This is a genomic window from Streptomyces sp. NPDC029139, assembly GCF_055564335.1.
In genome coordinates, this window is record NZ_JBVHWN010000004.1 from 298,065 (window position 1) to 320,250 (window position 22,186).

20 protein-coding genes are annotated in these 22,186 nt (G+C 71.6%); 10 read left to right on the top strand and 10 right to left on the bottom strand.

The annotated features are described in order from the left end of the window. Both ACZ4VW_RS12410 and ACZ4VW_RS12415 read left to right on the top strand, forming a co-directional pair. Nucleotides 1–981, top strand: coding sequence for an alpha-ketoacid dehydrogenase subunit beta (locus ACZ4VW_RS12410; protein WP_329118586.1), 981 nt, complete (start codon nt 1–3; stop codon nt 979–981). Between the two features lie 31 nt (nt 982–1,012). Next, nucleotides 1,013–2,407, top strand: coding sequence for a dihydrolipoamide acetyltransferase family protein (locus tag ACZ4VW_RS12415; RefSeq protein ID WP_467961880.1), 1,395 nt, complete (start codon nt 1,013–1,015; stop codon nt 2,405–2,407). Between the two features lie 98 nt (nt 2,408–2,505). On the opposite strand, the gene ACZ4VW_RS12420 is transcribed toward ACZ4VW_RS12415, so the two are convergent. Further along, entirely contained in the window at nt 2,506–3,351 is an 846-nt protein-coding gene (locus ACZ4VW_RS12420) for an NAD(P)H-binding protein (RefSeq protein ID WP_467961281.1), read from the bottom strand. A gap of 101 nt (nt 3,352–3,452) precedes the next feature. Here ACZ4VW_RS12420 and ACZ4VW_RS12425 point away from each other — a divergent pair, with 101 nt between their 5' ends. The 3 genes from ACZ4VW_RS12425 to ACZ4VW_RS12435 all read left to right on the top strand — a co-directional run bounded on the left by ACZ4VW_RS12425 (nt 3,453) and on the right by ACZ4VW_RS12435 (nt 5,864). Continuing rightward, complete coding sequence (locus ACZ4VW_RS12425; RefSeq protein WP_467961283.1) at nt 3,453–3,845, top strand: winged helix-turn-helix transcriptional regulator; 393 nt, start codon at nt 3,453–3,455, stop codon at nt 3,843–3,845. 67 nt (nt 3,846–3,912) lie between these two features. After that, nucleotides 3,913–4,554 carry a GntR family transcriptional regulator gene (locus ACZ4VW_RS12430; protein ID WP_467961285.1) on the top strand — a complete coding sequence of 214 codons (642 nt, stop codon included), beginning with the start codon at nt 3,913–3,915 and terminating at the stop codon, nt 4,552–4,554. After that, nucleotides 4,551–5,864 carry an MFS transporter gene (locus tag ACZ4VW_RS12435; protein ID WP_467961287.1) on the top strand — a complete coding sequence of 438 codons (1,314 nt, stop codon included), beginning with the start codon at nt 4,551–4,553 and terminating at the stop codon, nt 5,862–5,864. Before ACZ4VW_RS12430 ends, ACZ4VW_RS12435 begins: the two co-directional genes overlap by 4 nt. Nucleotides 5,865–5,970: 106 nt before the next feature. Here the strand turns inward: ACZ4VW_RS12435 and ACZ4VW_RS12440 are convergent, their stop codons facing one another. Further along, nucleotides 5,971–6,798, bottom strand: coding sequence for a maleylpyruvate isomerase family mycothiol-dependent enzyme (locus ACZ4VW_RS12440; RefSeq protein WP_467961289.1), 828 nt, complete (start codon nt 6,796–6,798; stop codon nt 5,971–5,973). Nucleotides 6,799–6,953: 155 nt separating this feature from the next. Here ACZ4VW_RS12440 and ACZ4VW_RS12445 point away from each other — a divergent pair, with 155 nt between their 5' ends. Next, a complete protein-coding gene (locus tag ACZ4VW_RS12445; RefSeq protein WP_467961291.1) occupies nt 6,954–7,751 on the top strand; it encodes a carbon-nitrogen family hydrolase in 798 nt (265 codons plus the stop codon). Between the two features lie 261 nt (nt 7,752–8,012). Continuing rightward, nucleotides 8,013–9,215: a trans-sulfuration enzyme family protein gene (locus ACZ4VW_RS12450; protein ID WP_467961293.1), complete on the top strand. Its 1,203-nt coding sequence runs from the start codon at nt 8,013–8,015 to the stop codon at nt 9,213–9,215. A 147-nt stretch (nt 9,216–9,362) separates the two neighbouring features. Here ACZ4VW_RS12450 and ACZ4VW_RS12455 read toward each other — a convergent pair whose 3' ends face one another. The 3 genes from ACZ4VW_RS12455 to ACZ4VW_RS12465 are packed head-to-tail and all read right to left on the bottom strand — an operon-like array spanning nt 9,363 to nt 12,199. Then, a complete protein-coding gene (locus ACZ4VW_RS12455) occupies nt 9,363–9,890 on the bottom strand; it encodes an LURP-one-related/scramblase family protein (RefSeq protein WP_467961295.1) in 528 nt (175 codons plus the stop codon). A gap of 30 nt (nt 9,891–9,920) precedes the next feature. Continuing rightward, the gene (locus ACZ4VW_RS12460) at nt 9,921–10,676 is read right to left on the bottom strand and encodes a bestrophin-like domain (protein ID WP_467961297.1); all 756 of its coding nucleotides are present in this window, start codon (nt 10,674–10,676) and stop codon (nt 9,921–9,923) included. A 14-nt stretch (nt 10,677–10,690) separates the two neighbouring features. Continuing rightward, on the bottom strand, nt 10,691–12,199 hold the full coding sequence (locus ACZ4VW_RS12465) for a hypothetical protein (protein WP_467961299.1): 1,509 nt from the start codon (nt 12,197–12,199) through the stop codon (nt 10,691–10,693). 160 nt (nt 12,200–12,359) lie between these two features. Between ACZ4VW_RS12465 and ACZ4VW_RS12470 the strand changes: the two genes are divergently transcribed. Continuing rightward, on the top strand, nt 12,360–14,153 hold the full coding sequence (locus tag ACZ4VW_RS12470; RefSeq protein WP_467961301.1) for an NHL domain-containing thioredoxin family protein: 1,794 nt from the start codon (nt 12,360–12,362) through the stop codon (nt 14,151–14,153). A gap of 91 nt (nt 14,154–14,244) precedes the next feature. Here ACZ4VW_RS12470 and ACZ4VW_RS12475 read toward each other — a convergent pair whose 3' ends face one another. The 5 genes from ACZ4VW_RS12475 to ACZ4VW_RS12495 form a co-directional block, all read right to left on the bottom strand. Next, nucleotides 14,245–15,534 carry a M18 family aminopeptidase gene (locus ACZ4VW_RS12475; protein ID WP_467961303.1) on the bottom strand — a complete coding sequence of 430 codons (1,290 nt, stop codon included), beginning with the start codon at nt 15,532–15,534 and terminating at the stop codon, nt 14,245–14,247. A gap of 141 nt (nt 15,535–15,675) precedes the next feature. After that, entirely contained in the window at nt 15,676–17,505 is a 1,830-nt protein-coding gene (locus tag ACZ4VW_RS12480; protein ID WP_467961305.1) for an acyl-CoA dehydrogenase, read from the bottom strand. 206 nt (nt 17,506–17,711) lie between these two features. Then, entirely contained in the window at nt 17,712–18,248 is a 537-nt protein-coding gene (locus ACZ4VW_RS12485) for a hypothetical protein (RefSeq protein ID WP_467961307.1), read from the bottom strand. Next, nucleotides 18,241–20,013 carry an alpha/beta hydrolase gene (locus tag ACZ4VW_RS12490; protein WP_467961309.1) on the bottom strand — a complete coding sequence of 591 codons (1,773 nt, stop codon included), beginning with the start codon at nt 20,011–20,013 and terminating at the stop codon, nt 18,241–18,243. The genes ACZ4VW_RS12485 and ACZ4VW_RS12490 overlap by 8 nt, the downstream gene beginning before the upstream one ends. A gap of 4 nt (nt 20,014–20,017) precedes the next feature. After that, nucleotides 20,018–20,449: a hypothetical protein gene (locus tag ACZ4VW_RS12495; protein WP_467961310.1), complete on the bottom strand. Its 432-nt coding sequence runs from the start codon at nt 20,447–20,449 to the stop codon at nt 20,018–20,020. A gap of 115 nt (nt 20,450–20,564) precedes the next feature. On the opposite strand from ACZ4VW_RS12495, the gene ACZ4VW_RS12500 reads away from it, so the two are divergent. After that, entirely contained in the window at nt 20,565–21,053 is a 489-nt protein-coding gene (locus tag ACZ4VW_RS12500) for an SseB family protein (protein ID WP_467961312.1), read from the top strand. Nucleotides 21,054–21,166: 113 nt separating this feature from the next. Beyond that, a complete protein-coding gene (locus tag ACZ4VW_RS12505; RefSeq protein WP_467961314.1) occupies nt 21,167–22,129 on the top strand; it encodes a pirin family protein in 963 nt (320 codons plus the stop codon). Nucleotides 22,130–22,186: the final 57 nt, after the last annotated feature.

Here is a 22,186-nt window from a genome sequence, read left to right on the forward strand (position 1 = left end):
ATGGCCGTACAGAAGCTTCCCCTGGCCAAGGCGCTCAACGAGTCGCTCCGCAAGGCCCTGGAGACCGACCCCAAGGTCCTCATCATGGGCGAGGACGTCGGAAAGCTCGGCGGTGTCTTCCGCGTCACCGACGGGCTGCAGAAGGACTTCGGCGAGGACCGGGTCATCGACACCCCGCTCGCCGAGTCCGGCATCGTCGGCACCGCGATCGGCCTGGCCCTGCGCGGCTACCGGCCCGTCGTCGAGATCCAGTTCGACGGTTTCGTGTTCCCCGCGTACGACCAGATCGTCACCCAGCTCGCGAAGATGCACGCCCGCGCGCTCGGCAAGATCAAGCTGCCGGTCGTCATCCGCATCCCCTACGGCGGCGGCATCGGCGCGGTCGAGCACCACTCAGAGTCCCCCGAGGCGCTCTTCGCGCACGTCGCGGGCCTCAAGGTCGTCTCGCCGTCGAACTCCTCCGACGCGTACTGGATGCTCCAGCAGGCCATCCAGAGCGACGACCCGGTCATCTTCTTCGAGCCCAAGCGCCGCTACTGGGACAAGGGCGAGGTCGACACCGAGGCCATCCCGGGCGAGCTGCACAAGGCACGGGTGGCGCGCGAGGGCAGCGACCTCACGCTCGCCGCGTACGGCCCGATGGTGAAGGTCTGCCTGGAGGCCGCCGCGGCCGCCCAGGAGGAGGGCAAGTCGGTGGAGGTCCTGGACCTGCGCTCGATGTCCCCGATCGACTTCGATGCCATCCAGACCTCGGTCGAGAAGACCCGCCGCCTGGTCGTGGTCCACGAGGCCCCGGTCTTCTACGGCTCGGGCGCGGAGATCGCCGCCCGGATCACCGAGCGTTGCTTCTACCACCTGGAGGCCCCCGTCCTGCGGGTCGGCGGCTACCACGCGCCGTACCCGCCGGCGCGCCTGGAGGAGGAGTACCTGCCGGGTCTGGACCGCGTGCTCGACGCCGTCGACCGCTCGCTGGCGTACTGAGGAGAGCATCGTGACGATCCGCGAATTCAAGATGCCCGACGTGGGCGAGGGCCTCACCGAGGCCGAGATCCTCAAGTGGTACGTCCAGCCCGGTGACACGGTCGCCGACGGGCAGGTCGTCTGCGAGGTCGAGACGGCCAAGGCGGCGGTCGAGCTGCCCTGCCCCTTCGACGGTGTGGTGCACGAGCTGCGCTTCCCCGAGGGCACGACGGTCGACGTCGGCGAGGTGATCATCTCGGTGAACGTGGGCGGTGACGCTCCGGCCGCGGCCGAGACCCCCGCCCAGGCCGCTCCGGTCCAGGCGACCGTGGAGGCCCCGGAGGAGGAGGCCGAGCCCCAGGGCCGGCAGCCGGTCCTGGTCGGTTACGGCGTCGCCGCGACCTCCACCAAGCGCCGGGCGCGCAAGTCCACGGGCGAGGCCCCGGTCACCGCCGCGCCCGTCTCCGTACCGGAGCAGCTCAACGGTCATGGTCCCGTGGGCGCACGCCCGCTGGCCAAGCCGCCGGTGCGCAAGCTCGCCAAGGACCTCGGGGTCGACCTCGCCACGGTCACCCCGACCGGACCGGACGGGATCATCACCCGCGAGGATGTCCACGCGGCGGCCGCCCCGGCGCCAGCCGTCGCGGCACCCGCGCCGGTGACCGCTCCCGTGAGCGTGCCGTCCCCCGCGGCCGAGGCCCCCGCTTCGGCACCGGCCTCGGCGGGTGCTGGTGTGGGCGCGGGCGTCCGGGAGACCCGTATCCCGATCAAGGGCGTACGCAAGGCCACGGCGGCGGCGATGGTCGGCTCGGCCTTCACCGCGCCGCACGTCACCGAGTTCGTGACCTTCGACATCACGCGCACGATGAAGCTGGTCGAGGAGCTCAAGTCCGACAAGGACATGGCGGGCCTGCGGGTCAACCCGCTCCTCCTCATCGCCAAAGCCGTCCTGGTCGCCGTCAAGCGCAACCCGGAGATCAACGCGGCCTGGGACGAGGCCAACCAGGAGATCGTTCTCAAGCACTACGTCAACCTGGGCATCGCCGCGGCCACCCCGCGCGGTCTGATCGTGCCGAACATCAAGGACGCGCACGCCCAGACCCTGCCGGAGCTGTCGCGGTCCCTGAGTGAGCTGGTCGCCACCGCCCGCGACGGCAAGACCACCCCGGCGGCGATGCAGGGCGGCACCTTCACCATCACCAACGTCGGCGTCTTCGGCGTCGACACCGGTACGCCCATCCTCAACCCGGGCGAGTCCGCGATCCTCGCGGTCGGAGCGATCAAACTCCAGCCGTGGGTCCACAAGGGCAAGGTGAAGCCGCGTCAGGTCACCACCCTGGCGCTGTCGTTCGACCACCGACTGGTCGACGGCGAGCTGGGCTCCAAGTTCCTGGCGGACGTCGCCGCGATCCTGGAGCAGCCGAAGCGCCTCATCACCTGGTCGTAACGGCCAAGGCGCCGTTTCACGTGAAACGCCCGACCGGGCTCCCCGGTCGGGCGTTCTCGCGTTCCCGCCCGCCTCCTACCGGCGCGTCCCTCCCTCTCCTACCGGAACGCGGCGACGTAGCGCCGCGCCCAGTCGGCGAAGGTCCGGGGCGCGCGGCCGAGCACCTGCGCGACGTCGGGGCTGACGCGCTGCTCGGCGGGGCGGGGCTCACCGAGGATGCTCAGCGTCGTCTCGACCACCGGCTCCGGCATGAACCGCAGCATCAGCGCCCGTGCCTCCTCGCGGGACTGCTCCACGAACCGCACGGGCTCGCCGAGCGCGTCGGCGATCGCCGAGGCCCGTTCCCGGGGCGTGCTGAGGGCCGGACCGGTCAGCTCGTGGATCCGCCCCTCGTGGCCGTCTTCCCGGAGCGTGACGGCAGCGACCTCGGCGATGTCGTCCGGGTCGATGACCGGCAGCCCCCTGTCGGCGAACGGAGCGGCGATCTCCCGGCGCGCACGGACCGATTCGGCCCAGGCGAAGGCGTTGGAGGCGAAGCCGCCGGGCCGCAGGATCGTCCAGGCCATGCCGGACTCCCGGACGGCGTCCTCGATGGCGCGTGCCGTCTCCCCGTGGGAGGCCGACTCCGGCCGGGTCGCGACGCCCTGGGAGGACAGCAGGACCACCCGACGGACGCCGCCGGCCTTCGCGGCGTCGAGGATGTCGTGCGGACGCAGCAGATGCGCACTGGTTCCGCCGTCCTGCAGGAACAGCGCGTCGGCTCCGTCGAGGACGGGCCGCAGAGTGTCGGCGTCCGTCAGGTCCGAGCGCAGTTGCCGGACACCGGGCGGCACCTCCGCGTCCGAAATGCCCCGGGACGTCGCGGTCACCTGCTCCCCGGCCGCCGCGAGCACCTGTACGAGCGATCGGCCGACGTTACCCGTCGCCCCCGTCACCACCAGCATGGACAACTCCCTTGTGAGGTCGAGCGGTTGATGTCGAGGACGCTAACAGCCTCGATATAGTAGGTACCTAGAGGAAAGTGACTATGCCCGAGGGGGAGCGCATGGCTGCCGAGACGATACGGACGGTTCCGCCGGACACCGACCCGGAGCTCGCCTGCCCGGTCGCTCCCGTGGTGGACATCGTCTTCAGCCGGTGGACCACACCGATCCTGTGGACCCTCAACGCCCGCGGCCGGCAGCGGTTCGTGGAGCTGGAGCGGGCGATCGGCCGGATCACCCCGAAGGTGCTGACCCAGCGGCTGCGCCAGCTGGAGCGCGACGGCCTGGTCGTCCGGACGTACCACCCGGAGGTGCCGCCCCGCGTCGAGTACGAGATCAGTGAGCTGGGCCGCAGCCTCGCTCCGCTCTTCGCCCACCTGGCCGAATGGGCCGCCGACAACCTGGAGAAGGTCGACGAGGCGCGCCAGGTCTACGACTCCGACCCGGCTCACTAGAGCCAGGCCCCGTCCGTATCGCGGACGGGGCCTGCTGTTGCACCCCTGTTGTATCTAAGCTGTGCGCATGGCATCCGCACCCCCAGCAGCCGACCGTGTCTACATGCACGTCAAGCAGGCCGTCCTCGAGCGCCGGTACGAGGGAGGCACCCTGCTCACGGAGGGCGAGCTCGCCCTGGCCGTGGGGGTGTCCCGCACTCCGGTACGGGAGGCGCTGCTCAAGCTGGAGATGGAGGGGCTGCTCAAGCTGTACCCCAAGAAGGGCGCCCTGGTCCTCGCCGTCTCCGCCCAGGAGATCGCCGACGTCGTCGAGACCCGGCTGCTCGTCGAGGAGTTCGCCGTCCGCCGCGCCGTGCCCGCGCCGGCCGCGCTGATCGAGCGGCTCGAAGAGCTCCTGGAGGAGCAGAAGCGCCAGGCCGAGGCGGGAGACCTCGCCGAGGTCGCCGTCACCGACCGGTGCTTCCACGCCGAGATCGTCAAGCACGCCGGCAACCAGATCCTCGCCCGCCTCTACGACCAGATGCGCGACCGACAACTGCGGATGGGCGTGGCCGTGATGCAGTCCCAGCCCGACCGCATCACCAAGAACATCACCGAGCACGCCGAGATCCTGGAGCGGATCCGCGCCGGTGACGCCGAAGGGGCGGCGCACTGCGTCCGGCAGCACCTCAGCTGGGTCAAGGTCCTGGTCAGGGGTGAGGCCCGGTGAGCGGACGCGGCTTCGGATCGGCCGTCACCCTGCCCGGTGACCCTCCCGGTGGCAGGCGCGCCGCCCTCGTCTGGGGCGTCGGCGTCGCCGTCTACTTCGTCGCCGTCATCTTCCGTACGTCGCTGGGCGTCGCCGGACTCGACGCCGCCGACCGCTTCGACGTCAACGCCTCCGCCCTGTCCACCTTCTCCATCCTCCAACTGCTCGTCTACGCCGGCATGCAGATACCCGTCGGTCTCATGGTCGACCGGCTCGGCACCAAGAAGGTGCTGACCCTCGGCGTCGTGCTCTTCACCGTCGGGCAGCTGGGCTTCGCGCTCTCCCCCTCGTACGGCATGGCGCTGGCCGCTCGCGCGCTGCTCGGCTGTGGCGACGCGATGACCTTCATCAGCGTGCTGCGGCTCGGCAACCGCTGGTTCCCCGCCCGGCGCGGCCCGCTGATCGCCCAGCTCGCCGGTCTGGTCGGCATGGCCGGCAACCTCGTCTCCACGATCGTCATCGCCCGGCTCCTGCACGGTGTCGGGTGGACCGCCGCCTTCGCGGGCAGCGCCGTAGCCGGCGCGGTCGTCCTCGTCCTGCTGCTGCTCTTCCTCAAGGACCACCCCGAGGGCCACGAGCCCCAGCCCGTCGCGCACGCCGGTGCCACCTACGTCCGCCGTCAGATCGCCGAGTCCTGGCGCGAGCCCGGCACCCGGCTCGGTATGTGGGTGCACTTCACCACCCAGTTCCCCGCCATGGTGTTCCTGCTGCTGTGGGGCCTGCCGTTCCTGGTGGAGAACCAGGGCCTGTCCCGGGGGGCCGCCGGCGAGCTGCTGACCCTCGTGGTGCTCTCCAACATGGTGGTGGGGCTCGCGTACGGGCAGATCATCGCCCGGCACCACACGGCCAGGGCCCCCCTGGCGCTCGGCACGGTCGCGTCGACCGCGCTGCTGTGGGCCGCCACCCTCGCGTACCCCGGTGACCGGGCTCCGCTGTGGCTGCTGATCACCCTCTGCGCGGTCCTCGGCGCCTGTGGCCCGGCCTCGATGATCGGCTTCGACTTCGCCCGTCCCGCCAACCCGCCGGAGCGTCAGGGAACGGCCTCGGGAATCGTCAACATGGGTGGTTTCACCGCCTCGATGACCACCCTGCTCGCGGTCGGCGTCCTCCTCGACGCGACCGGGGACAACTACCGGATCGCCTTCTCCTCCGTCTTCGTCCTGGAGGCGCTCGGCGTCGTACAGATCCTGCGGCTGAAGGCCCGTACGGCCCGCCGGGAGAAGGAACGCCTCGTCGCCAGCCGCGTCGAGGCCGTCCACGTACCGGCGTAGCGGGACCCGATCGGCGTAACCGGCCGAACCCGCCTCGCCGGCTGAACCGGCCGAACCGACGGGACCGACGGGGCCGACCGCACGGTCGGAACCGGCCTGCCGGCGATCAGCGGGGCGTCACCGTGAAGTTGTCGAGGATCGCCTGCGCCAGGTCGAGGTCGCCCTCGGTCTTGACGCGGTCGGCCACCTCGGCCGGCCGGACCCGGCCGCAGGCCAGGCGCACGTACGTCTCCCAGTCCAGCGCCAGCGTCGCCAGGGGGCCCAGCGAGGGCGCTCCGTCGACCGTTCCGCGGCCGTCCGCGTCCACCCGTACCGTCCGCAGGAACTCGACCGGCCCGTGCACGTCGAAGACGACCGCCGAACTCGCCGGGGCCCCCGCGCCCTTGGCCACCACCTTCGGCAGCGCCTGCAGCAGGACGTCACGGGTGACGTGGGCACCGGGGGAGTCCAGGTTGCCCGGGCGGCCGAGCGCGTGGCGCAGGTCCTGCTCATGGACCCAGACGTCGAAGGCGCGCATCCGGTAGGCCAGTTCCAGGGTCTGCTCGGCGCCGAGCGGGGCGCGGATCAGGTGGTCGGGCTTGCGGTTCTCGTTGCGCAGCTGGCGGGCGCGGCGGATGAGGACGTACTCCAGCTCCGAGGTCATCTCGGGGCCGGTGTGGTGCCGCCGCACATCGACCTGCATCTCCATGTAGCGGGCGAACTCACTGCGTACGTGGTAGAGGTCGCGGGGCAGCGAGTGGATGGGGCGCGGATCGCCGAGCATCTCGCACTCCATGCCGATCACATGGGACACGATGTCGCGCACCGACCAGCCCGGGCACGGTGTGGCGCGGTTCCATTCGCCTTCCACGAGCGGCTGAACCAGCTCGGATATCGCTTCGATGGAGTGGGTCCAGGCGTCGGCGTAGGTCTGAAGGCTGGGATGGACGGTCACGGGACCCCTCGGCGGTTCTGCGGTGCGCGGGCTGAAAACAAGACTGCGTGGGAGGCTCGGACGCTAAGTTACGCTGCCCGAAGGCACCCCGGCAGTGCTTTCGTGTGACGATCGTAGGCCCGTGTTGACGGCTCGAATGCCAGGACGGTGGTAGTGTGCGCGCCTCGCTGATCCAGATCGCAGTAGAACCGGACGAATCGGTCGAATCTCGCCGGGTGCGGGTGGCCGGTCTCATCCGCCAGGAGCGCGGCGCGGCGGACCTCGTCGTCCTGCCGGAGCTGTGGCCGATGGGCGCGTTCGCGTACGAGTCGTTCGCGGCGGAGTCCGAGCCGGTGCACGGCCCGACGTACGAGGCGATGGCGGCGGCGGCCCGGGACGCCGAGGTCTGGCTGCACGCCGGATCCATCGTCGAGGCGGCCGGCGGAGCCCTCTACAACACCTCGCTCGTCTTCTCCCCGGCGGGTGAGCCGGTCGCCACCTACCGGAAGATCCACCGCTTCGGCTTCGACAAGGGCGAGGCCGTGATGATGGCGGCGGGGGACGAGCTGGTGACGGTCGCGCTGCCGGAGCTGACGGTCGGCGTCGGCACCTGCTACGACCTCCGCTTCCCGGAGCTGTTCCGGGGTCTGGTCGACGCGGGCGCCCAGGCGTTCGTCGTCCCGGCGGGCTGGCCCGCCCGCCGGCGCTCGCACTGGACGCTGCTCGCGCGGGCACGGGCCGTGGAGAACCAGGCGTACATGCTGGCCTGCGGCACGGCGGGCACGCACGCGGGCGTGGAGCAGGCGGGACACTCGATCGTGGTCGACCCCTGGGGCGAGGTCCTGGCCGAGGCGGGTCCGGACGAGGAGATCCTGCGCGTCGAACTCGATCCCGCGAAGGTGACGACGACCCGGGAGCAGTTCCCCGCGCTGAAGGACCGGATGCTGGGCGTGGCACGGCCCGAACGGGCCTGACAGGGCTGCGGGACGGACGGGCCTGCCCGCGCATGGACGGGGCCGCCGGCGCATGGACGGGCTCACGGGACGGACGGGCCTGCCCGCGCATGGACGGGGCCGCCGGCGCATGGACGGGCTCACGGGGCGGACGGGCCGTCTTCACCCACGGCCGTGCGGCCGCCGGTCGTCGTCCACAGGGCGAGAGGGCGGCCCGTCCGGCGGACCAATCCGCCGGGATTGGTTCTGGGACCGCGGGCGCCGCCGCTGTTCACTGACGCCATGAGTGAAGACACCGGAGCCCTCCGTCCCGAGACCCTCGCCGTCCACCCGCCGCAGCCGGAGATCACCGGCAGCAGGCCGATGAGCGTCCCCCTGTACCAGGGGCACGTCTTCTCCTTCGACAGCGCCGACGCGATGGCGGACGCCTTCCACGCGCCCGACACCTTCCTCTACAACCGCTTCGGCAACCCCACCGTCCGCGCCCTGGAGGACGCCGTCGCCCGCCTGGAGGGCGGGGTCGCCGGGCTCTCGTACGCCTCCGGCATGGGCGCCATCAACGGCGTCCTGCTCGCGCTGCTGTCCGCCGGCGGCCATGTCGTCGCCCAGCGCTGCCTCTACGGCGGCACCTACGCGGTCCTCAACGACCTCAGCGAGCGATGGGGCGTCGAGGTCACGTACGTCTCCGGGACGGACCCGGAGGAGGTGCGCCGCGCCCTGCGCCCCGAGACGCGCCTGCTGTACCTGGAGACCATCGCCAATCCGACCACCCGGGTCGGCGACCTGCCCGCCCTGATCGCCGTCGCCGCCGAGGCGGGCGTGCCGAGCGCCGTGGACAACACCTTCGCCTCCCCGCTGCTGTTCCGGCCGATCGAGTACGGCGCCGACATCGTGGTCCACTCGGCCACCAAGTACCTCGCCGGGCACGCGGACGTCCTCGGCGGCATCGCGGTCTTCAAGGACACCGGGCTGTACGACCGGGTCCGCCACTACGCGGTCGAACTGGGTGCCTCGACCGACCCGTTCGCGGCCTGGCTGACCCTGCGCGGCCTGCAGACCCTGCCACTGCGGATCGAGCGGCAGTGCGCGACCGCCCTCGACCTGGCCGGCCGGCTCGCCGCGCATCCCGCGGTCTCGGCGGCGCGCCACCCGGCTCTGCCCGGGCACCCCGACGAGGCCGTCGCCCGGCGGCTGCTGCCGAAGGGCGGCGGCGGGGTGATCTCCTTCGACCTCGCGGGCGGCCGGGAGGCCGGCCGTGCCTTCGTGGGGGCGGTCCGGGTGGCCTCGCTGAGCGCCTCGCTCGGCGATGTGAAGACCCTGGTGATGCATCCGGCCTCCACCTCCCACCGCCAGCTGGACGCGGCGGCCCTGGAAGCGGCGGGCATCGGCCCGGGGACGGTACGGCTCTCGACGGGCATCGAGCACGTCGAGGACCTGTGGGCGGACCTGGAACAGGCCCTGGAGGCGGCGGCGAAGGCCGCCTGACGCCGCGGTGAAGCGAGCGCGGCGCCCGGCTTCGGGAAGCCCGAGCCTCGGGCCTGCGGCTCCGGCCTGCGGCTCGGGTAGGCGGCTCGGGCCTGCGGCTCGGGCCCGGAGCCCCGGCCCGTCGGGTGAACGCCGGCGCCCGGTCCTCTAGTCCTCGCGTTCCCGCTCCGACATCCGGATCACGCACACCGCGACCGCGATCAGCAGCGCCGCGTCCGCGTCCTCCCGGACGACGTTCACGGCGTAGGTGTCCCGGACGTGGAACCACTGCCGGGAGATGTGGGCGAGGAGTTCGCCGTCGTACTCGACGGTGAACTCCCGGTCCAGGATCCGGCCGCTGACATCGAGCTCCGTGCCCTCGACCAGCGTGACCCGGAAGTGGTTGCGGAGCAGCGAGAGCCGCTTCCTGCGGATCGTGGCGAGCGGGCGGTCGTCCCGCTCGATCGTCATCGTGTCCCGCAGGCTGAACATCTTCTGTCGCAGGGTGACCAGGACCCGCCCCTCCGGGTCCTTGAACTCCAGGGTGTCGCGCAGGCGCAACGCCTTGCCGTCGACGAGGAAGGCGTGACGGCCGTGCTCGTCCTCGATCCAGTAGTCGTCGCCGATGGCGAAGATCTTGTCCCGTACGAGGTACTTGTGGGGGCTCAGGGGTTCTCTTCCGGAATGATGCGACATGTGATCAGGGCTTCCCCGGCAGGCCGCCGTTCACGCAGGCGCGAAGTAACGGGTGAAGGGCTCGGCGGTGGCGCCCAGCAGCGCGCCGAAGGGGGCGTCGAGCTGGTGGATCAGGAGGACCGTGAAGGCGATGAAGCCCGACAGGCCCATCACCATCACCACATGGGTGAAGTTCCGCTTGATGCCGAAGAGGAACATGAAGGCCAGGGTCAGCACACCGCCCAGGATCAGACCCGCCCACAGCACGGGCGACAGCCGGTCCTGGGCCGCCGCCTCGCGGCCGCGCCGCGCCTCGTCCACGTATCCGAGCTGGGCGAGGACCTCCTGTGCGGTGAGCTGGTCGGGCATCGGGTCCGAGGCGTGCGCCTCGCCCGCGTCCCGGAGTCTTTCGAGGAGCTGCCAGCCCGCGGGTCCCAGGGGCTCGCGTTCGGCCATCCTGGGCCACTCGACGTCGACCACATGGGTGGCGTACGCGCGGGCGGCGTCGCGCACGGGCTGCTGCCGGTCGGCGGGGAGGGCGTCGGCGAGCAGGTACGTCTGGTGGAGGGCGCTCGCCTCGGCCTGGACGTGCTCGGCGGCCGAGGAACGGTTGTCCCAGACCGAGACCAGGCACAGGCCGAGGACGACGGCGTAGAGGACCGAGACCATCATCGCGATGTACTCGGCGACGTCCTCGCGCGGCTCCTCGTCCTCCTTGGCAGGGAACAGCCTGGTCTTGACGACCACGGCGAGGGCGGAGGCCAGTGCGACTCCCAGGACGACGACGAGGGTTTCCAGCAGGGCCATGGTCTCTTCCGTGGTCAGCGAATGCGGGAGCCGAGGAGGGCGGCGGCGACCGCCGCCGGGATCAGGATCAGAAGGAGCGTCAGGGCGATCCCGTTTTCGGACAGTTCCCGGGCGCGGCGGCGCAGGCGGGGGAGAACGCCTTCCGCGCCGTCGTCGACGGCCGTCGTGGTGTCGGGCGGCACGGGAACGGACGGCACACGACCGGGCGGCACGGGAACGGACGGCACTCGACCGGGCGGTACGAGGGCGGGCGGTACGAGGGCGGGCGGTACGCGCGCCGGCGGTACCGGACGCGCGGGTACGGGAGGGGGCGCTACGGGCGCTACGGGAGGAGGTACGGCGACCGCGGCATCCGGGCCCGCGCCGACAGGTGGGCCGAGGGGCATGACGTACGCCCCCGGGGCCCCGGGCGCGGCAAGGACGCCGCCGGCCCCGGCCGCCCCGGCCGCCCCAGCGGCCCCGGCGACTCCCGCAGCTCCAGCAGCGGCTCCCGCCACCGCTCCGGCTCCGGCCGCTCCCGCTCCGGCCGCCCCTGCCCCGCCCGTCGTGCCGGGGCCCCCAGCGGCGGCCCCGGGCACCCCGCTCCCCGCGCCTGCCGCCGCCGCGCCCGTACTCGCCCCTGCCGCCGCGCCCGTACTCGCCCCTGCCCCCGCGGTAACCCCCGCTCCCGCTCCCGTTCCTGCCGTCGCTCCGGTTCCTGCCGTCGCTCCCGCTCCAGCCCCCGCTCCCGCATCAGTCCCGATCGGTGCCCGCAGGGTGAAGGTCGCCGAGGCGCGGGCCGTCAGGAGCGGTGGGGCCACCGGACTGCCCGAGGCGCTCACCGTCGTGACCCGGTCGCTCCCGGAGGCCAGTCCGCTGCTGTGGTGGGTACCCGGGGGGCGGCGGACGGTCGCCGTACAGCGGGCGGAGGCCCCGGGCGCGAGCCCGGGCACGGTGCCGGCCCGCCCCGCGCAGTCGATGCCGTCCGCCGTGAGACCGAGGGCGGTGTCGGTGAGCCGAATCGCGTGGACCGGTCGGTCGCCCCGGTTGGCGACGACGTACTGAACGGCCGCGGTCCGGCCCGGCCCCACCCGTACCGTCTCGGTCAGCTCCAGCGCCCCGCCCACCCCCGTGTACCCGGAGCGGGCGGTCGCCGTGAGCCGTATCCGTAGCGACGGAACCTCCCCCACGGCCGTCGCCGTCCCGCCGTGGTGCCCCGCCCGGGCCGGGAACCGGGCCGTGCACTCGGTCGAGGAGAGCGCGGCCAGCGGTTTGGCCGGACATCGCACGGTGACTCCCGGTTCGCTCACCCGGACCCCGTACAGATGCGCCTCCCCGCTGTTCACCAGCCGGTACCGCTTCACCACCGCGTCCCCGACCCGTACCTCCGGCGGCCGGGCCCCGCTGCCGCCGCGCGTGTTGACGGTGACCGTGAGCCGCAGCGCCCCGTCCCCCGTTCCGCCGGCCCGGGCGCCCGGGCCGGGAAGCAGCAGAGCGCCCAGCGCCGCCAGGAGCGGCAACGACACCGCGTATCGACGGCGCATGAGACCTCACACTCGGAGACGAAAATCGGATGATCGTCCCGCCATGCTTGCCAGCCTTCTGTCACATGCCGGTGGCAAGACACGCCTCCGCTCACCCCGCGCCCCCCGGTTTCACCCTCCCGGTCCCGCCACACCGCTCCCCGTACGGCACCCTTGAACCATGAACGACTCCGCGCCCGCCGCACCCCGCGCCCGCGCCCGTGTCCGCGCCCCCGAGCTCATCGGCAAGGGTGGCTGGCTGAACACCGGCGGAGACGAACTGACCCTCGCCGATCTGCGAGGAAAGATCGTTCTGCTCGATTTCTGGACGTTTTGCTGCATCAACTGTCTGCATGTGCTCGACGAGCTCCGTGAACTGGAGGAGCAGCACCGCGACACGCTCGTGATCATCGGTGTGCACTCCCCGAAGTTCGTCCACGAGGCCGATCACCGGGCCGTCGTGGACGCCGTCGAGCGGTACGAGGTCCACCACCCCGTCCTCGACGACCCCGAGCTCGCGACCTGGAAGCAGTACGCGGTCCGTGCCTGGCCCACGCTCGTCGTCATCGATCCCGAGGGATACGTCGTCGCCCAGCACGCGGGCGAGGGACACGCCAACGCGATCCGGACGCTCGTCGAGGAGCTGGAGGCCGAGCACGAGGCCAAGGGGACGCTGCGGCGCGGCGACGGGCCGTACGTGCCGCCGGAGCCGGTCGCGACCGATCTGCGCTTCCCGGGCAAGGCGATCCTGCTGCCCTCCGGGACCTTCCTGGTCTCCGACACCACCCGCCACCAGCTCGTGGAGCTCGCGGCGGACGGGGAGACCGTGGTGCGGCGGATCGGGGACGGCGAGTTCCGCGAGCCTCAGGGCCTCACCCTGCTCCCCGACGGCACGGTCGTCGTCGCCGACACCGTGAACCACGCGCTGCGCGCGTACGACCCGGAGAGCGGCGCGATCGAGCTGCTCGCCGGCACCGGGAAGCAGTGGTGGCAGGGCTCCCCCACCTCCGGCCCGGCCCTGGAGGTGGACCTGTCCTCGCCGTGGGACGTGGCCTGGTGGCAGGGGAAGGTGTGGATCGCCATGGCCGGCGTCCACCAGCTGTGGACGTACGACCCCGCCACGCGGACCGTCGAGGTCGCCGCCGGCACGACCAATGAGGGGCTCGTCGACGGACCGGCCGCCGAGGCGTGGTTCGCGCAGCCGTCCGGGCTCGCCGCGACCGAGGACCGGCTGTGGATCGCCGACTCGGAGACCAGCGCCCTGCGCTGGATCGACACCGAGGGCGTCGTCCACACCGCCGTCGGCACGGGGCTCTTCGACTTCGGCCACCGCGACGGCGCCGCCTCCCTGGCGCTCCTTCAGCACCCCCTGGGCGTGACCGCCCTCCCCGACGGGTCGGTCGCCGTCAGCGACACGTACAACCACGCCCTGCGCCGCTTCGACCCGGCGACCGGCGAGGTGACGACCCTCGCCACCGATCTGCGCGAGCCGAGCGACGCCGTGCTCGTCGAGGACGAGATCGTCGTCGTCGAGTCGGCCCGGCACCGGCTGACCCGGCTGCGGCTGCCCGAGGAGGCCGTCCAGGTGGAGGCGGTCGCCCACCGCACCCGGCGCGAGGCCACCGAGGTCGCCCCCGGCAGGCTCCGGCTCGACGTCGTCTTCCAGGCGCCGACGGGCCAGAAGCTCGACGAGCGCTACGGCCCCTCGACCCGGCTGCTCGTCTCCGCGACCCCGCCCGAGCTCCTGCTCACCGGCGAGGGCACCGGCTCGGACCTCTTCCGGGAGCTGGACCTCAACCCGGAGATCACGGAGGGCGTGCTGCACGTCTCGGCGATGGCGGCGTCCTGCGACGACGACCCGGCCAACGAGTACCCGGCCTGCCACGTCCACCAGCAGGACTGGGGCGTCCCGGTGAAGCTGACGGACGCGGGCGCCTCGCGCCTGCCTCTCATCCTCGCGGGCATGGACGCCTAGGGGTTCGCCCCTGGGCCCGTAGGGATTCGCCCCCGGGCCCGTAGGGGGCGGCCCCGGGCCCGGGAACGCGCGTCCCGGGCCCGTCGAGGGCTCAGCCCTCCAGGAAGGCCACCAGCGCGTTCGCCAGCAGGTACGGGTCCTCCGCGCCGCACAGTTCGCGGGCGCTGTGCATGGAGAGGATCGCGACGCCGATGTCGACGGTCGTGATGCCGTGGCGCGCGGCGGTGATCGGGCCGATCGTCGTGCCGCACGGCATCTCGTTGTTGGACACGAACGTCTGCCACGGCACGCCGGCCTTCTCGCAGGCGGCGGCGAACAGGGCCCGGCCGCTGCCGTCGGTGGCGTAGCGCTGGTTGACGTTCACCTTGAGGATCGGGCCGCCGTTGGCGCGCGGGTGGTGCGTCGGGTCGTGGCGCTCCGCGTAGTTGGGGTGGACGGCGTGGCCGGTGTCGGAGGAGAGGCAGACCGTGCCGGCGAAGGCGCGGGCCCTGTCCTCGTACGCGCCCCCGCGGGCGAAGACCGAGCGCTCCAGGACCTGGCCGAGCAGCGGGCCCTGGGCGCCGGTGTCGGACTCGGAGCCGTTCTCCTCGTGGTCGAAGGCGGCGAGGACCGGGATGTACGCGAGGTCCGGCCGCGCCGACACGGCGGCCAGGGCGGCCACGCCCGCGTGCACCGAGAGCAGGTTGTCCATGCGGGGGCCGGCGACGAGCTCGCGGTCGCGGCCGAGGTAGGAGGGGGCCTCGATGGAGTGGACCATGAGGTCCCAGCCGGCCACGTCCTCGGCGTCGACGCCGGCCTCCTGCGCCACGAAGGAGATCAGATCGCCCTCGTGGACCTCGCCGAGGCCCCAGATGGGCTGCATGTGACGCTGGCGGTCGAGCTTGAGGCCGTCGTTGGCCTGCCGGTCGAGGTGGATGGCGAGCTGCGGGACGCGCAGCACGGCGCGGTCCACGTTCACCAGGTGGTGGCTGCCGTCCCGGAGGGTGAGGCGGCCGGCGAGGCCGAGGTCGCGGTCCAGCCAGGTGTTGAGCAGCGTCCCGCCGTACGTCTCCACGGCCACCTGCCGCCAGCCCTGCGCGCCCATGTCGGGCTGCGGCTTGACCCGCAGGTTGGGGGAGTCGGTGTGGGCGCCGACGATCCGGTACGGGGTGTGGGCGGCGGCGCCCTCGGGCACGTACCAGGCGATGATCGCGCCGCCGCGGATCACGTACTTCCCGCCGGACGTCCCGTCCCAGGCCGCGGTCTCCTCGACCTTCCGGAAGCCGGCCTTCTCCAGCCGCTCGGCGGCGTCGGCCACGGCGTGGTACGGCGACGGGGAGGCCGCCAGGAAGGTCATGAGGTCATCGGTGTGGCCGCGGTCGAAGCGGGCGGTGCTCGTCATGGGTTCACCTTACGCACGCCCCGGAATGCGGCCGGGCGACCCCGGAAGACGGAACCACGACTCCCGGCAGGCTCCGGAAAAGGCGGAACGGCCCACTCCCCTCCCCGGGAGCGAGCCGTTCCTCGGTGGACGCGGTGCGTGCTAGAACGCGGCCTCGTCCAGGTCCATCAGGGAGCCGTCGACGGCCTCGGCGAGCGCGCGCTCGGTGCCGACGCCCGGCAGGACGTTGGCGGCGAAGAACTTCGCGGCCGCGATCTTGCCCTGGTAGAACGCCTGGTCCTTGGCGGAGGCGCCGGCGGCCAGCTTCTCGGCGGCCACGGCCGCGCCCTTGAGGAGCAGGTAGCCGACGACCACGTCACCGGAGGCCATCAGCAGGCGGGTGGTGTTGAGGCCGACCTTGTAGATGTTCTTGACGTCCTCGCCGGTCGCGGTGAGGTCGGTGAGCATCGTGCCGACGATGCCCTCCAGGTCCACGGCCGCCTTGGCGAGCGCGTCGCGGGCGCCGGCCAGCTCCTCGCCGCCGGTGCCGACCGCGAGGAACTTCTTGATCTCCTCGGCGAGCGCGTTCAGGGACGCGCCCTGGTCGCGGACGATCTTGCGGAAGAAGAAGTCCTGGCCCTGGATGGCCGTGGTGCCCTCGTAGAGGGTGTCGATCTTGGCGTCCCGGATGTACTGCTCGATCGGGTACTCCTGGAGGAAGCCGGAGCCGCCGAAGGTCTGGAGCGACTGCGCGAGCTGCTCGTAGCCCTTCTCGGAGCCGTAGCCCTTCACGATCGGGAGCAGCAGGTCGTTCAGGCCGTGCAGGGCCTTCGCGTCCTCGCCGGCCGCTTCCTTGAGCTGGATCGCGTCCTGCACGGAGGCCGTGTAGAGGACGAGGGAGCGCATGCCCTCGGCGTACGCCTTCTGCGTCATCAGCGAGCGGCGGACGTCGGGGTGGTGCGTGATGGTGACCTTGGGGGCGGTCTTGTCCATGAAGTTCGCCAGGTCGGTGCCCTGGACGCGCTCCTTGGCGTACTCCAGGGCGTTGAGGTAGCCCGTGGAGAGGGTGGAGATCGCCTTCGTGCCGACCATCATGCGGGCGAACTCGATGATGAGGAACATCTGGCGGATGCCGTCGTGCTTGTCGCCGATCAGCCAGCCCTTGGCGGGGTGCTGGTCGCCGAAGGTCATCTCGCAGGTGTTGGAGGCCTTGAGGCCCATCTTGTGCTCGACGTTCGTGGCGTAGACGCCGTTGCGCTCGCCCAGCTCGCCGGTCTCCCAGTCGAAGTGGTACTTCGGCACGAGGAAGAGGGACAGGCCCTTGGTGCCGGGGCCGGCGCCCTCGGGGCGGGCGAGGACGTAGTGGAGGATGTTCTCCTCCATGTCGTGCTCACCGGACGTGATGAAGCGCTTCACGCCCTCGATGTGCCAGGAGCCGTCCTCCTGCTGGACCGCCCTGGTGCGGCCGGCGCCCACGTCCGAGCCCGCGTCGGGCTCGGTGAGGACCATGGTGGAGCCCCACTGGCGCTCGACGGCGATCTGGGCGACCTTCTTCTGCGCCTCGTTGCCCTCGGTGAAGAGGATGCCGGCGAAGGCGGGGCCGGAGGAGTACATCCAGACGGCCGGGTTCGCGCCGAGGACCAGCTCCGCGTAGGCCCAGATGAGGGAGCGCGGGGAGGTGGTGCCGCCGATCTCCTCGGGCAGGCCCAGGCGCCAATACTCGGAGTCCATGAACGCCTTGTACGACTTCTTGAAGCTCGCCGGGACCGGGGCGGTGTTCGTCTCCGGGTCGAAGACCGGCGGGTTGCGGTCGGCGTCGGCGAAGGACTCGGCCAGCTCGTTCTCGGAGAGGCGGGTCAGCTCCTCCAGGACGCTCTTGGCGGTCTCGACGTCCATCTCCTCGAACGGACCGGTGCCGTACACCTTGTCGCGCCCGAGCACCTCGAAGAGGTTGAACTCGATGTCGCGGAGATTCGACTTGTAGTGCCCCATGGCGACGGCTCCGTAAGGCTCGGGGAGGCGGATGTCCTGGTATGCGAGCGCGCTCCGGCTACCCGTGAGTAGCCCACGCTTCTCTACGATGATGCTACCCACCGGTAATAAGAGCAACCCCTATCCGGCCCTCTGTGACGGGCCGCACGCGGGAGGGCCCGGGACGCGGCGCGCCCGGGCCCTTCTCCGTGCAGGCACGGTGCGGCTCAGTAGTGCTCGACCTTCTGGCCCTCCGGGACCTCGTAACAGCCCGAGATCACGTCGATGATCAATGAGGGCGGGTTGGTGTCCCCGCCGCTGTTCTTGCGCCAGAAGCTGATGTGGACGCCGAACTTCCGCTCGTCGTTGTCGGCGGTGAGCTCGAGGTTCTTGGAGGGGCTGGAGTCGGGACCGTACTTCACGATCTTCCAGCCCCGCTCGGGGAGCTCCGTCTTCAGCCGCTCCATGGCCCCGGCCAGCTCCTCGTCGGTGCCGGCCGTGAGGCTCCACGGGTGCTTGATCGCGTAGAACTTCTCGGTGTCCTTGCCCTCGCAGGACATGACCCCCGCGCCGCCCTTGGACGGGGTGCCCTTGACCCCGATCAGGTCGTAGATCTCGCTCGATACCCTCTTGGTCTCGGCGTTCGTCTCCTCCTGGTCGCGGACGCCGACCACCTTCGTTCCGCTGGACTCGTCCATGCTGCATCCCGTGAGTGTGAGAAGTGCCGCCGCCACCACCAGGGCGCCGGCCCGGAGCCTATTCATCGTGCTTCACCTTGCCGTATTGACCGGCCACAACCGCTGCCTGGTCGTTCAGGCTCTGGCTGTCCCGCTTCCAGTAGTCGCTGTGGCCCTCGGTGTCCGTCGACATCTGGTTGGCCCCGAACACCTCGTCGCTGGGGATCAGGAAGACGCCGCCGCCGAGCCGCCACTGGCTGCCGCCGTGACCCCACCGGCCGATGTCCGGTACGGCGTCGCCGTCCGCCTCCTGGTTCCACACGTGCCCCTTCGGCACGTCCAGCTCCTCCGCCGAGCCCACCAGGACGCCCGGGCTGCCGGCCACGATCATGTCGTCGGCGCGCAGATGCCCGTCGCGGGCGGCGGCGCCGAGAAGGGTCGTGCCGTACGAGTGGCCGACGGCGGTCGTATGGCTCTTGTCGGGGCCGCCCTGGGCGACCTCCAGGCCCTCCATGAACTTGTTGTAGGCCGGCGCGCCGTCGGTCGCGTAGTGCTCGAAGGGGGCGTCCTTCACGATGTCCTGCGGGGCGTCGTACCCCAGCCAGGTGATCGTCGAGACGGAGTCGTCCCCGGGCAGGCGGTCCGTGGAGCGCCAGAGGTCGACCATGCGGTCGATGTTCCCGCCGATGCTGCCGAGGTTCGACGTCGTGCCGGGCACGTACACCGCCGTGTGCTTCGCGGTGTCCGGATTGCCGTTGGCGATGATCGCCCGGCCGTTGCCCTCCGAGGAGAAGCCCAGCAGATAGGCCTCGGGCAGCCCCTCCTTGCCCGTCTGCGCGAAGCGCGCCTCGATGGCGTTCATGCCCTTCAGCGAACTTTCGAGGTGGGCGTAGCGGTCGCCGTGCTGCTTGTCCCACTGCAGGAAGGCGGGGTTCTTGATGACCGCCGGGTATTGGCCGCTGGGGTTCTGGATGTACTCCTGCGGCGGCTTCGGGATGGCGTTGAAGTCCAGCTGGGCCTGGGCCCGGGTCTCGGCCAGGACCAGGCGGTTGGCGTCGTCGCGGACGGTGGAGGGGATGCCGTCCAGGGCGCCGATGGAGGCGGGGTAGAGCGTCGCGTACTCGTCGCGCTGCTCCGGGGTGAGGCTGTTCCACCAGTCGGCGTTCTCCTTGGGAGACTTGCCCTGGGGGATCTTGCCGTCGTCGGCGTACGTGCCCGCCGCCTGCTGCATCGCCCTGGTGTCCCTGGCGGCGTCGGCGAGGGTCGCGTCGCTGACGGTGAGGCCCGGCTCGGCCTTGAGCTCGCGCAGGACGGCGGCGTACCGGCCGTCTATCTCGTTGGCCTCGCGGACGGCCTGGCCTATGCGCTCGGCGATGTCCTCGGCCTTGCCCTTGTTGGCGTCGGCGGAACCGACGCCCTCACCCTTGCCGGGGGCGTACGGCACGGGCGCGCCCTCGTGGGCGGTGTTCGTGCCGGGCGCCAGGACGAAGGAGTCGGTGGGGTACTCGACCGAGCCGTCGGGCTTCACGGTGAACTTCAGGTTCTCCGCGTCCTCCAGGGCCTGCTTCAGCTTCTTCTGGGGACCGGCCAGTTCGCTGGCCAGACCGTTCAGCGCCGTACGGACGAGGCCGCACTCCGCGTGCAGGTACTGGTAGTTGCGGGAGAGCTGCTGGACGTCGGCGGTCGCCTTCTCGGCGGCGTCGCCCTTCTGGGTGTCGTGGATCTTGGCGAACATGCCGTTGTCCACGCGGTCCTTGTCGGCGTTCGACCGGGAGCTGACCTTCCCCCAGCCGTCGGCGGCGTCGGTGAATTCCGAGAGCTTCACGTCCCGGAGCTGCTGCCAGGTGGGCACGGGACTAGTTCTCCTTCTTCACGGCCGGTCCTGCGCCGGCCGGGTCCGCCGCGGCGACCTTGCGCTTCGTGTCCGCCTCGCGCTCGCCGAAGTCCCGCCCGGCGGCCTTGAGGGCGCCCTCCAGGCGGCCGCACTCCTCGCGGACGTTGGTGAGACGGGTCTTCCAGGTGCCGAGGATCTCGGTGAGGGCCGCGGCGGAGGTGAAGCCGGCGGTGCCGCCGCTCACGCCCTCGTTCGCCGTCTCCAGGTCGGTCAGCGAGGTCGACGTGGAGACGCGCAGTTCGCCGGCGGTGTTGCCCGCGCTGTGCCAGGGACCCACGTCGGCCTTGAGGTCGGGGCCGCCTCCGCCGCCTCCGCCTTCGTCGGGGAGTCCCGCGAGGTTCATGCCGGCGGGTCGTTCCCCGATGAGTTCCTGCCAAGCGGCGTTCAACGCCATCTTTCACCCCCGTGGTGGCCGGATTGCTTCCGCGAACCTAGCAAGAGAGGCCGTACGGTGCGAAGAGGAGTGCGGACGGTGCCGCGGCCGCCTCGCGGGTCGATAGTCTGGTCGCATGTACGGCTATGACCAGACTCCGGGTGCCGGGCAGCATTACGGCCCGCCGCAGCAGCCGATGCAGGGCGGCATGCAGGGCGGCGCGCAGGCCGGCTACGCCCAGCAGCCTCCCCTGTACCCAGAGCCGTCGCCGCCGTCGCTCGCCGACGCCGTGCGGGCCTTCACGACCGGTTCCCTCGCGGCCGAGGACTTCCAGCAGATCTTCGCGACCTCGAAGGTCTACTGCCCGCGCGGGGACAACCCCGGCTTCCTCGCACTGCACAACACCCAGCAGCCGGTCATCCCGATGTTCACCTCCCTGAAGGAGCTGCGGCGGTACGCGGGCAAGGAGTCGAAGTACTTCGTGATCACCGGGGCCGAGGTGATCGACCTGCTGCCGACCGGCTACGGCTTCGTCCTGGACATGGAGGGCGACCACCGGATGGTCTTCGACGCGAAGGCCGTCGAGCAGATGGTCGACTTCGCGATGCGCCGGATGTACGGCTGACCCACGCTGGTACGTGGGAGAGCGCCCGGGAGGAATTCCTCCCGGGCGCTCGGCGTTCCGGGTGGCAGGAAGTTCATTGTTCAACTAAACTGGTCGCACAAGGAGGTCCCGCCATGCCCGCTGTGACTGTCGAGAACCCGCTCACCCTGCCGCGCGTCGCCGCCCCGGCCGACGCCGTCTCCCGCCCCGTGCTCGCCGTGACCACGGCACCTTCCGGCTTCGAGGGCGAGGGTTTCCCGGTGCGCCGCGCGTTCGCCGGGATCAACTACCAGTACCTCGACCCGTTCATCATGATGGACCAGATGGGGGAGGTGGAGTACGCCCCCGGCGAGCCGAAGGGGACGCCGTGGCACCCCCACCGCGGCTTCGAGACCGTCACCTACATCATCGACGGCGTCTTCGACCACCAGGACTCCAACGGCGGTGGCGGCACCATCACCAACGGTGACACCCAGTGGATGACCGCCGGGTCCGGACTCCTCCACATCGAGGCCCCGCCGGAGCACCTCGTCGTCAGCGGCGGGCTCTTCCACGGGCTCCAGCTGTGGGTGAACCTGCCGGCCTCCGACAAGATGATGGCCCCCCGCTACCAGGACATCCGCGGCGGCCAGGTGCAGCTGCTGACCTCTCCCGACGGCGGCGCGCTCCTGCGCGTCATCGCCGGTGAGCTCGACGGCCACGCCGGCCCGGGCATCACGCACACGCCGATCTCGATGATCCACGCGACGGTCCGGCCGGGTGCCGAGGTGACCCTGCCCTGGCGCGAGGACTTCAACGGGCTCGTCTACGTCCTCGCCGGGCGCGGCTCCGTCGGCGCGGAACGGCGGCCGGTCCACAACGGCCAGACCGCGGTCTTCGGCAAGGGCGGCGCGCTGACGGTCCGGGCCGACGAGACGCAGGACGGGCACACGCCCGACCTGGAGGTCGTCGTCCTCGGCGGCCGGCCGATCCGCGAGCCGATGGCCCACTACGGCCCCTTCGTGATGAACACCCAGGCCGAGCTGCGCCAGGCGTTCGAGGACTTCCAGGCGGGCCGGCTCGGCACGATCCCGGCGGTCCACGGGATGGGCGAGTAACGGACGCCGGAGCGGTCGGGAGAGGTACGGGTACGAGGCCGGGCACACGCCCGGCCC